We start from the raw sequence: 10,671 nt of genomic DNA on the forward strand, positions 1-10,671 counted from the left end.
GACGATCAGCATCCTCGGTTTTCGTTGCTGTTGCAGCGGTTTCTGGGGGCGATTCGTCGTGCGGGCGGCGGGAGACGAGGGTATACTGTACGTATGTTCGAAAGCGGTGTGCTTCCTCACGACCCGGCCGACGGTGCGGCTGGTGGGGTGAGTGCGCCTGCCGAGGAGCCGGTAGCGCCATTGCCGACAGAGGATGCCGCTGACCTGCTGGCACCCCTGGGGGCGGGTGGGGCGCTGGCCGGTGTGGTGGAGGGGTTGTTGGCCCGCCTGTTGGTGCCCGTCCGCAGCGATGGCGAGGACGCCGGCAGCGCCGTCGACACCGTGGACTTGGCGGGCAAGGTCTGGACCGCTGAGAGTGAGGGCCTGTTCTCCGGTGAGCCGGGCGGTGATGCAGCCTTGGCGGCCGTGGCGGAGGTGCGCAGGGTCGCGAGCGTGGAGGAGGCCGCCTCGTCCGGGTTGATGGCTCTAGGCGCTGCAGGTTTGGCAGAGCTGGCGGCGGCGTGTCACCGGCTGGTGGCGTGGGCGTCTTGGGGTGAGGCCCTGGCGGCGGCGTGCCTGACGGGCTGCGGCGAGCTGTCGACGCATCCGGATCAGTGGGGCCCAGACGGCGCGGTCTCACCGGTGGTGGGGTTCGAGGAGCGGCGGTTCAACACCACCTGCCTGCTATCGGCCCGCCTGGGGCTGTCTCGAACTCAAGCCGGGCAGATCGTGGACCACGGTAGCGCGCTGATGGACGTCGGTTTCGGGCCCACCGAGGCCATGGAGCGGTGCGGGGTGCTGGATGCAGCCAAGGCGTCCTTGGTGACTCGCCGCCTGGAGGGGGTGCCGGCCCCGGTGGCACTGGCGGTTCAGGAGCGGGTGCTGCCTCAGGCGCCTAGGCGCAGCGTGTCCCAGGTGGGACGCGACATTGAGCGGGCCCTGATGGAGGTCGACCCCGCCGGGCATGCTGAGCGGGTGCGGGTCAATGTCTCCCGGCGGTGCGTGTCGCGCCCCAGGCCGGTCGGTGAAGGCGTGTCCCAGATTCGCCTGGTGCTGCCCACGATGGACGCGCTGCTGCTGGACGCCACCCTGGACGCGATCGCCGCCAGCGCCAGGGCCTGCGGCGAGCAGCGCACCCTGGTCCAGCTGCGGGCCGACGCACTCGGCGCGATGGCCCTGTCCACACTACGTACCAGCCAGCAAGCCGCCTACCACAGACCCACGCAAGCCCCCGACGACGGCACCAGTGGCGGCATTGGCGGTAGTGACGGTCTGGGCAGCGCCGGTGGCTTTGGTGGTGGTCTTGATGGTTTGAGTGAGCTGGGTCCAGTGCCTACCTCCTTAGCTCCTCCTAGGCGTTCTACCTCCCTGGGCCGTCTACTGCCTGACGGGGTGCCCTTGGAAGGGCTCCTGAGCAGTTTGAGCTCCTTGGTGGGGACTGCCAGCCCGTGGTGGACTCCCTCAGGCACCGGGCACCTCGCCCTGCCAGCGGGCATCCATGTCGACGTCCAGGTCACCGTCCCCCTGACCAGCCTGGCTGGTCTGGCACCACCAGAAGACCCCACCGGCAGAGGTGATCCCAGGGGCAGTGAGTGCTCCGAGGCGCCCCGCCACCCGAAGTCCGGCAGAGCCTCCCCAGACCAGAACCCCACCGTCACGACCGATCCTCTCAACGGTGCAGCACCCCGGGACAGCAGGAGAAGTCTGCCCACCACCAGCAGCAGGAGAAGTCTGCCTACCACTGGTGGGAGGACTCTGCCCGGCTCCAGCAGGAAAAGTCTGCCTACACCCGACCCGGCCACTCCCGCCTCCCAGCCGGCCGCCTCGTTCACTGCTGCGCCCGTCCCCCAGGCCACCGCCTCGTTGTCTGCTGCGGGCGGGGTTGCTCAGGTACGCATCGGGGCGCGCAGTGTGGCGGTGCCGGCTATGACTGCCTGGGCCCTGGCCGCCGGCGGGGCCTGGAGGCGCCTGGTCACCGACCCAGCAAGCGGAGTCGTGATCGACGTGGGCCGCACCAGGTACCGGCCCCCGGCCGGTCTGGCCGACCTGGTGCGCGCCCGCGACCGGGCCTGCGTCTTCCCCACCTGCCAGACCCCCGCCGAGCGGTGCGACATCGACCACCTCACCGCCTGGAGCCAGGGCGGGACCACCAGCCTGGACAACCTCGCCACCCTGTGCAAGGCCCACCACCGCCTCAAGCACACCCCCGGATGGGCCCTCACCCGAGACCAGTCCAGCGGGATCCTGTCCTGGCACACCCCCGACAAGACCGTCTACCAGCGCCACCCCAACGGCACCATAACCCGCCTGCCCCGCAAGACCGGCCCCCACCAGCACCACGTCCCCGGCACCGTCATCCCAGCCGACCTGAGCAAGCAGATCAGCCACGACATCCTCAACCGCCTCAACCGAGCCCTTGACAGAACACTCGACAACCAGGCCCACAACCACGCCGGTCCCGGCACCAACACCAACGGCAGGGCACGGCTAGAGACCCGCGGCCCCAAACCCGGCCAGAAACCCGGAGCCTACGAGACCACCCCCTACCCCAAAGCCGCCCACACCCTCCAACTCGCACCCCTCATCGACCAAGCCCCACCCTTCTAAGTGACCGGGCCACTACGCGCTGACGACCGGGATGTCTGTGAGGCGAGCGACGACTCGCTCTTTCGTATAAAGATATTCACCTGCCGGCATATCAATCGTGATGCTATCCACGCCGACATCTGGCCACACAACCGGGAGGGACTGGGATGCCTCAGGCTCAAGATCGTACACAAAGCCATTCGCTAAAGGATATCTACTTCCATCGGAATACGTATAGTCGGCCTCCAGATATCTCAACCCACCGCTGAGGATAGTTATACCACTCACACCAAAAACTCCGAGGCCACGCATATCCATCATTTTTCCAGGCAAGGAGAAGGGAGCAACCGGCATGCTGACCTTCTCGCTGGAGGTGACCACCACTGTTCCAGTCAAGTAGCCACCGGCTCGAACCACATGGTCGATCACCATGCGCACGGTCTTACCGTCGATCTTCACATCAACACCCTCAGGTCCCTTGCCCACAGGACCGGTAGCCTTTGGCATCGCGGACGACGGTGCCGCGCTCGCGCTCGGTGCCGCGCTGGCCTCGGCGGGTTTTGATGGCGTCAGCGTGATCTCCACACGACGATTGATCTGTCGGTGCTCATCAGTGTCATTCGCAACCCGCGGCGAGGACTCCCCCTTGCCCGAGACCGACTCCTTCCACGCAGACAAGTCCGTCAGCTTCTTGAGACGCTCCGACACCGCCTTGGCCCGCCGCTCCGACAGATCCTGGTTGTGTGCGTCATCGGCCACATCATCGGTATGGCCCGTGATCGTCAGTTCCCCTCCAGAGGGATACTTCTTGATCTGCTCCACCACAGTCGCCAGCACACTGTCAGCCTGAGCCGAGAGCTGATCGGAGTCCGTTGCGAACGTGACATCCCCAGCCACCGTCACCGTCGTCGACTTCTCCTCTTGCTTCGTGTCCGAAGAATCGTCAGCTGCCAGGGACATCGTCTCGATCTTGAACGGCCCCGCCTCCGACTCGTCAAGCTTCGCCTTTGACAGCACATCATCCACCGAGAAATCAGCCTCGGTATCCTTCAAAACCGGAACGCCCGTAGCGACACCCACATAAGGAAGGAAAAGGTCCACGACGTCGACACCCTCGGGCGGCGCAAGAAATACTGGAAATACTTCCCGAGGCTTATTCTTTTCAACATCATCATATAAATGACGTGTTTCTTCATCCAGCTCACGATAGACCAGCCCCTTATCTAAAGAGAGCATCCTGATCGCGACCATTGTCCCCGGACGATAGGTGGAGCCGAATGACTGAAACAGGCTTACCTTGTCATCAGAGGTCGTTGTGAACACCAAGCGCACGACAGCGTATTTACCATTGACTGCAGCAGGCCCCACCTCGACCGAGAGCGGAGCTCCTTTCCACTCAGTCTCCAGCATCACCCCACCATGTGGACCAGTCGCGGTGGCAACAGCACGTGGGGACGCGGCACCCGAGCTCTTCCCAGAGGTGGCGGTATCGCCCTTCTTGAGCATCCCGCATCCCGATAGGACAGCTCCCGCACCAGCGAGGGCGGGCAGGGTCAGGACACCACGTCGGGTCAGTCGGGCGCAGGCTTCAGGAGACGTCGGCGTGGAGGACGGCATGTCGGGAACCTTTCAACGCATCGGGAACACGTACGTGGCACCCTATGCACCGCAATCCACTACCCACGATGGGGAACTCCCCATCACTCCCCATTTGCTCCCCATGAGCCCATGGGGAGTCATGGGTAGTTGCGGAGCCTCGTCAGCTCCCAGGCCGACTGCTCAGGCGGCCCGGTCCACGAGGATGCGGGCGAAGTCCTCCATGGCCGCACGCACCTGCCTCACCCGCTCACCGGCATCAGTCATAGCCGCCGCGGCGGCCTCGCCCTCGATGCCAGCCTGGGCCAGGCGCTGCCGGGTTCCGTCAAGGACGGCCTCCTCCAGTCCCTCCAGGCCCTCCACTGCCTGAGCAGCCCAGTCCATGGCCATCTCGCGGGTACGGGCCAGGACGGGGTGCTCACGCAGGCGAGCGACGACGTCGGACAGGAAGGCGTCATCGGACAGGTCGCCGCTGGACAGGCGCGAGAGGATGGCCTGGCCGGCGGCGTCGAGCTCGCCGGCCGCCAGGGCCTTGCGCAGGAGGAGGACCGGCATGGTGTCCACTCCCTCGCGCAGGTCGGTGCCGGGGGTCTTGCCGGTGGTGGCCGAGTCGCTCATGAGGTCGATGACGTCGTCTGCCAGCTGGAAGGCCACACCGATCCGCTCGCCGAACTCCTCCACGATCTGCTCGGTGTGCGTCCCGGCACCGGTGAGCATCGCCCCGTAGCGCGCGGACACTGCGATGAGGGAGCCGGTCTTGTCCGCCAGAACCTGGATGTAGTGGTCGACCGGATCGGTACCTGCCGGGCGTGGCAGGGTCTCGTGGAGCTGGCCCATGCACAGGCGCTCGAAGGTCTTGGCGTGGGCCATGACGGCCTCCGGGCTGAGGGCCGCCACCAGCTGGGAAGCCCGGGCCACGAGGACGTCGCCGGTGAGGATGGCGGCGGAGTTGCCCCACACGGTCTGGGCGCTCGGGGCGCCGCGGCGCAGCGGGGCCTCGTCCATGACGTCGTCGTGGTAGAGGGTGGCGATGTGGGTCAGCTCCACGGCCACCCCGGCGTCGCGGATCTCCTCACCGGTGGCCAGGGCCGGGTCGCCGAGCTGGGCGGTCAGCAGGGCCAGGACCGGACGCAGGCGCTTGCCCCCGGCCTCGGCCAGGTGCGAGGTCGGCGGATTGATGGTCTCGTCGGCGCTGGTGACCACCTCCATGAGGCGGTCCTCAATGGTCTGGAGGGCGGGGATGATGCGCGACTCCAGCTCGGGGGCGCTCAGCGGCAGTGATCCGATCACGGAAGGAGCATAGCCGTCTGGTCGAACAGGTCGAAGGCGGTCTGCGGCAAAATGCCCAACCCGATTGTGGCCATCACCGCAACGCTGACCGCCAGGATGATCGGGCCGCGGCTGCCCACGACCACGGAGCGCTCGCCGTCGGGCTCATGGAAGAACATGAGCACGATGAGCCTCATGTAGAAGAAGGCGGTCACGGCCGAGCAGACGACGGCGAGGATGACGAAGGGCGTCCCGTTGCCGCTCAGGCCGGTGGCGAAGAGCCGGAACTTGGCCATGAAGCCGGCCGTCAGGGGCACTCCGGCGAAGGACAGCAGGAAGACGGTCATGGCACCGGCCGCCCAGGGGCTGCGGCGTCCCAGGCCCTTGAAGGCATCCAGGTCGCCGTCCTCTCCGCCCACCGAACCGTCGCGGTGGGAGCGCACCAGGGTGACGATGCCGAAGGCCCCCACGGTGGCGATCCCGTAGGTCAGGGCGTAGAAGCTAAGCGCGGAGATCGCTGCCTTGGAGTAGGCCCCGATCCCGATGAGCATGAAGCCGGCGTGGGCGATGGCCGAGTAGGCGAGCATGCGCTTGACGTCGCGCTGAACCACCCCGACGACGGTGCCCAGGAGCATGGTCAGTGCCGCCACGGCCCACAGGGCGGGGGCCAGGTCCCAGCCCATGGCGCCGGCGATCAGGTAGTAGAAGCGCACCAGGGCCAGGAAGGCGGCGGCCTTGACGCCGGCGGCCATGAACCCGGTGACCGGGGTGGGGGCACCCTGGTAGACGTCCGGGCTCCAGGCGTGGAAGGGCACGGCCGCCACCTTGAACAGCAGGCCGACGATCACCAGCATGAGGCCGGCCAGGATGAGCCAGTCCTGCCCCGCCGCGCTGCTCACGGCCTCGCCCAGGGTCTTGTAGTCGACGGCGCCGGCCACCCCGTAGAGCAGGGCCGAGCCCATGAGGAGGAAGGCGGAGGCGAAGGCCCCCAGCACGAAGTACTTCAGCGCCGCCTCCTGGCTGAGGAGCCGGCGGTGGCGGGCGGTGGCCGCCAGGATGTACAGCGGCAGGGAGATCATCTCCAGGATGACGAACAGCGTGATGAGGTCACTGCTGGCCCCGAAGAGCATCATGCCGCCCAGTGAGAACAGGGTCAGGGGGAAGATCTCGGTCGTGGTCCAGCCGGCCAGGATGGACTCGCTCTCCTCCGCACTGCCGGGCCGGTCGGCGGCCTGGGCCGCGAAGGCCCCATCGCCGACCGAGGTGCGGTCGGCCATCACCAGGACGGCCAGCAGCCCGATGACCAGGAGGATGCCCTGGGCGGCGATGGAGAAGGGGTCCTCGGTCAGGCCCGCGGACATGCGGGCGCCCGGCAGGAAGCCCTTGGGGAGCTGGAACTGGGGCACGGCCGCGGCGGCGGCCCCGGCGGCCTTGACCTCGCCCCAGCGCAGGAACAGGGAGACCCCGGAGGCCAGGATGGCCAGGAAGCTCAGCGTGGACTGGATGGCCAGACGGGCAGGACGAGCGATGAAGGCCTCCACGAGGACACCCAGGACACCGGCGCCCAGGATGATGAGGACCGGCGTCAGGGCGTCCCAGTTGACGATCGGGGCAGTGGCTGAGGGGCTCACTTGGTGTTCCCTTCCGTAGCGGTGGAGGCGGCGGGAGCGTCAGTCGCACCGCCGGCATCGGGGCTGTCACCGGCGCCGCGGGCTGAGGCCTCAGCCTGCGAGGAGCTGGTGACCGTGAGCGCGACCTGCCGGGCGACGTCGTCGAAGGCGGACGTCAAGACGCCCGGGGCCAGTCCGAGCGCGAGCATCGCGGCGATGATGGGGACGACGACGAGGCGCTCGCGCCCGTCGAGGTCGGGGCTGCCCACGCGCTCGGGGGCGGGCGCCCCGGTGAAGACCCGCTGGTAGGGCAGCAGCATGTAGACGGCGGCGATGACGACGCCGACGACGGCCGCACCGCCCAGGGCCAGCGAGACCGAGAAGGTGCCGGTGAGCACCATCCACTCGGGCACGAACCCGCTCAGGCCCGGCAGGGCGATGGAGGCCAGCCCGCTGACCAGGAAGGTGCCGGCCACCAGCGGCATGACCCGGGCGATGCCGCCGAGCTCGCTGATGGCGACCGTCCCGGTGCGCCGGGCCATGAAGCCGGTGACCAGGTAGAGGCCGGCAATGGACAGCCCGTGGGCCACCATGTAGACCATGGCGCCGTTGGCGGCCACCTGGTTGCCGATGAAGATTCCCAGGACCATGAAGCCGAAGTGGCTCACGGAGGTGTAGGAGATGAGGCGGTAGAGGTTGTCCTGGGCGATGGCGGCCAGGCCCCCGTAGATGATGGAGACGACCGCCAGGACCAGGATCACTGGGGCGGCCCAGCGGGAGGCCTCCGGGAAGATCGGCAGGACCAGGGTAATCATCCCGAAGGTGCCGATCTTGTCGAGGATGCCGATGAGCAGCACCGAGGTGCCCGGGGTGGCCTGCTCGGCGGTGTCGGGCAGCCAGGTGTGGACCGGGACCAGCGGCGCCTTGATGGCGAAGGCGATGAAGAAGGTCAGGAAGATCCAGTGACCGGCGGAGGTGGACACGTGCAGGTTGGCGGCCACCGAGTCGATGAGGAAGCTGGGGACGCCGTTCTTGGCGGAGTGCAGGGAGACGGCGATGACGCCGATGAGCATGATGAGCCCGCCGGCCAGGGAGTACAGGAGGAACTTCAGGGCGGCGCGCTGGCGATTCTGCCCGCCGAAGCAGCCGATGAGGAAGTACACCGGGATGAGCATCGCCTCGAAGCACAGGTAGAACAGGAGCAGGTCCCGGGCCGAGAAGATGACGACGACGAAGAACTCCAGCGTCAGGACGAGCCCGGTGAACAGGCCCTGCCGGTCGGCGGGGACCTCACCCCAGGAGGCGAGCAGCACCAGGGGCGTGACGAAGGCGCCCAGCAGCACCATGGACAGGCCCAGGCCGTTGACGCCCAGTGCCCAGGAGGCGCCGATGGCGGGGATCCAGGAGTGGGTGTCGGTCAGCTGGACGGTGCTGGCTTGAGCCAGGTCGAAGGCGCTCAGCGCCCACAGCCCCAGGGCGAGGACCGCCAGGGAGAACACGAGGCCCACGGCGCGGGCGTAGAGCCGGCGCAGTGGCGGGACCAGCCACAGCAGGAGCGCCCCGGCCAGTGGCGTGACCGCCATGACGGTCAGGACGGGCAGCGATGCGGGAAGAGTCGGCATGTGTCGTGTCCTCTCAGAACCTGGCGGCCAGGACGGCGATGAGTACGAGGACCGTTCCGGCCAGCATGTAGCCGGCGTAGGAGCGCACGTACCCGGACTCGGTACGGCGGGTCAGGCGCCCCAGGGCGCCGGTGCCCGCGGCGGCACCCTCGATGGCGCCGTCGACGACGTAGCGCTCGACGGCGTCGGTGGCCAGGACCAGTCCCTGGCCGGTGCGCATGGCCAGGGCCTCGTTGATGGCGTCCTGGTACATGTCCTTGCGGGCGGCCTCCACCAGGGGGTTGGCCGGCTGCAGGACGACGGGCACCGGGCGGCGCACGTACATCCACCAGGCCACGAGAACCCCGACGACGACCAGGGCGAGGGTGGCGCCCATGATGACGGTGGCCGGCAGGACCGGCTCGCCGTGCTCGGCGTGACCGGTGACCGGCTCCAGCCAGGTGACGAACATGTTGTTGTAGGTCAGCAGCCCGCCCAGGCCCGCGGAGAACACGGACAGGACGATCAGGGGCAGGGTCATGAGCCAGCCGGACTCGTGGGGGTGGACCTCGCCCTCCAGGTCCTTCTTGGTGGTCCAGCGCTGCTTGCCGTGGAAGATCATGAAGAACAGGCGGGACATGTAGAAGGCGGTCAGGCCCGCGCCCAGCAGGGCGATGGTCCCCAGGATCCAGGGCTTGGCGCCCTCGCCGACGAAGGCGGCCTCGATGAGGCGGTCCTTGGACCAGAAGCCGGAGAAGGGCGGCACCCCCAGGATGGCGAGCCAGCCGATGCCCATGGTGATCCAGGTGATCGTCATGGCGCCGCGCAGGCCGCCGAAGCGGCGCATGTTGACCTGGTCGCCCATGGCGTGCATGACCGAGCCGGCCCCCAGGAAGAGCTGGGCCTTGAAGAAGCCGTGGGTGAGCAGGTGGAAGATGGCGAAGGCGTAGCCGACCGGGCCCAGGCCCGCTCCCAGCATCATGTAGCCGATCTGGCTCATGGTGGAGGCGGCCAGGACCTTCTTCATGTCGTCCTTGGCGCTTCCGATGACGGCCCCCAGCAGCAGGGTGATGGCGCCGATGACGGCCACGGCCGTCTGGGCGCTGGGGGCGCCCTCGAAGACGGCGGCGGAGCGGACCATGAGGTAGACGCCCGCGGTGACCATGGTGGCGGCGTGGATGAGGGCCGAGACCGGCGTGGGGCCGGCCATGGCGTCACCCAGCCAGGCCTGGAGGGGGAACTGTGCGGACTTACCGCAGGCCGCCAGGAGCAGGAAGAAGCCGATGGCGGTGAGCCAGCCGGTGCTCACCGAGCCGTCGAGGGAGGCGGCGGAGACGGCGTCGAAGGAGACCGAGCCGACCTGCCCGACCATCGTCATCATGGCCAGCAGGAGGCCGACGTCGCCCACACGGTTCATGATGAAGGCCTTCTTGGCAGCGGCGGCATTCTCGCGGCTGGTGGCCTGCTCGCCCTGGGGGGCGTCGGCGTCGGCGGTGTTCCAGAAGCCGATGAGCAGGTATGAGGCCAGCCCCACGCCCTCCCAGCCGACGAAGAGCACGATGTAGGAGTCACCCAGGACCAGGGTGAGCATCGCGGCGATGAAGAGGTTGAGGTAGGCGAAGAAGCGGCGCCGGTCGCGGTCGTGGGCCATGTAGGCCACCGAGTACAGGTGGATGAGGAAGCCGACGCAGGTGACCAGCGTGACGAAGGTCAGCGACAGCGGGTCCAGGCGCAGGCCGACGTCGACGCTCAGGTTCCCGGCGGAGAACCAGTGGTAGAGGGGCAGGCCGATGACGCGTTCCTCAGCGGGCAGGCCCAGGACCTGCACGAGGATGCCCACGCCCAGGCAGGCGGCGGCGAAGGAGGCCGCCAGCCCCAGCCAGTGGCCCCAGGCGTTGGAGCGGCGGCCGGCCAGCAGCAGGAAGGCGGCGGAGGCTGCGGGGACGGCGATGAGCAGCCAGGCCCAGGAGGCCAGGCCGGTGGCCTCGGTCAGGGGGGTCACGACGGCGGTGACAGGAGCGGGAAGCATG

The 10,671-nt window shown here is 68.2% G+C and carries 6 protein-coding genes; 1 reads left to right on the forward strand and 5 read right to left on the reverse strand.

The features are described 5' to 3' along the window. Positions 1–93: 93 nt before the first annotated feature. On the forward strand, positions 94–2,586 hold the full coding sequence (locus JJJ14_RS09995; protein ID WP_201444026.1) for an HNH endonuclease signature motif containing protein: 2,493 nt from the start codon (positions 94–96) through the stop codon (positions 2,584–2,586). Between the two features lie 12 nt (positions 2,587–2,598). On the opposite strand, the gene JJJ14_RS10000 is transcribed toward JJJ14_RS09995, so the two are convergent. The 5 genes from JJJ14_RS10000 to nuoL all read right to left on the reverse strand — a co-directional run bounded on the left by JJJ14_RS10000 (position 2,599) and on the right by nuoL (position 10,670). After that, complete coding sequence (locus JJJ14_RS10000) at positions 2,599–3,975, reverse strand: OmpA family protein (protein ID WP_236592801.1); 1,377 nt, start codon at positions 3,973–3,975, stop codon at positions 2,599–2,601. Between the two features lie 369 nt (positions 3,976–4,344). Then, positions 4,345–5,451: a polyprenyl synthetase family protein gene (locus JJJ14_RS10005; protein ID WP_101558697.1), complete on the reverse strand. Its 1,107-nt coding sequence runs from the start codon at positions 5,449–5,451 to the stop codon at positions 4,345–4,347. Beyond that, complete coding sequence (gene nuoN, locus JJJ14_RS10010; protein WP_009407422.1) at positions 5,448–7,061, reverse strand: NADH-quinone oxidoreductase subunit NuoN; 1,614 nt, start codon at positions 7,059–7,061, stop codon at positions 5,448–5,450. Before nuoN ends, JJJ14_RS10005 begins: the two co-directional genes overlap by 4 nt. Then, positions 7,058–8,662 carry an NADH-quinone oxidoreductase subunit M gene (locus JJJ14_RS10015; RefSeq protein ID WP_201444027.1) on the reverse strand — a complete coding sequence of 535 codons (1,605 nt, stop codon included), beginning with the start codon at positions 8,660–8,662 and terminating at the stop codon, positions 7,058–7,060. The genes nuoN and JJJ14_RS10015 overlap by 4 nt, the downstream gene beginning before the upstream one ends. Positions 8,663–8,675: 13 nt before the next feature. Next, positions 8,676–10,670: an NADH-quinone oxidoreductase subunit L gene (gene nuoL, locus JJJ14_RS10020; protein ID WP_201444028.1), complete on the reverse strand. Its 1,995-nt coding sequence runs from the start codon at positions 10,668–10,670 to the stop codon at positions 8,676–8,678. Position 10,671: the final 1 nt, after the last annotated feature.

Source organism: Actinomyces sp. HMT 175 (assembly GCF_016694895.1).
Classification (GTDB): domain Bacteria; phylum Actinomycetota; class Actinomycetes; order Actinomycetales; family Actinomycetaceae; genus Actinomyces; species Actinomyces oris.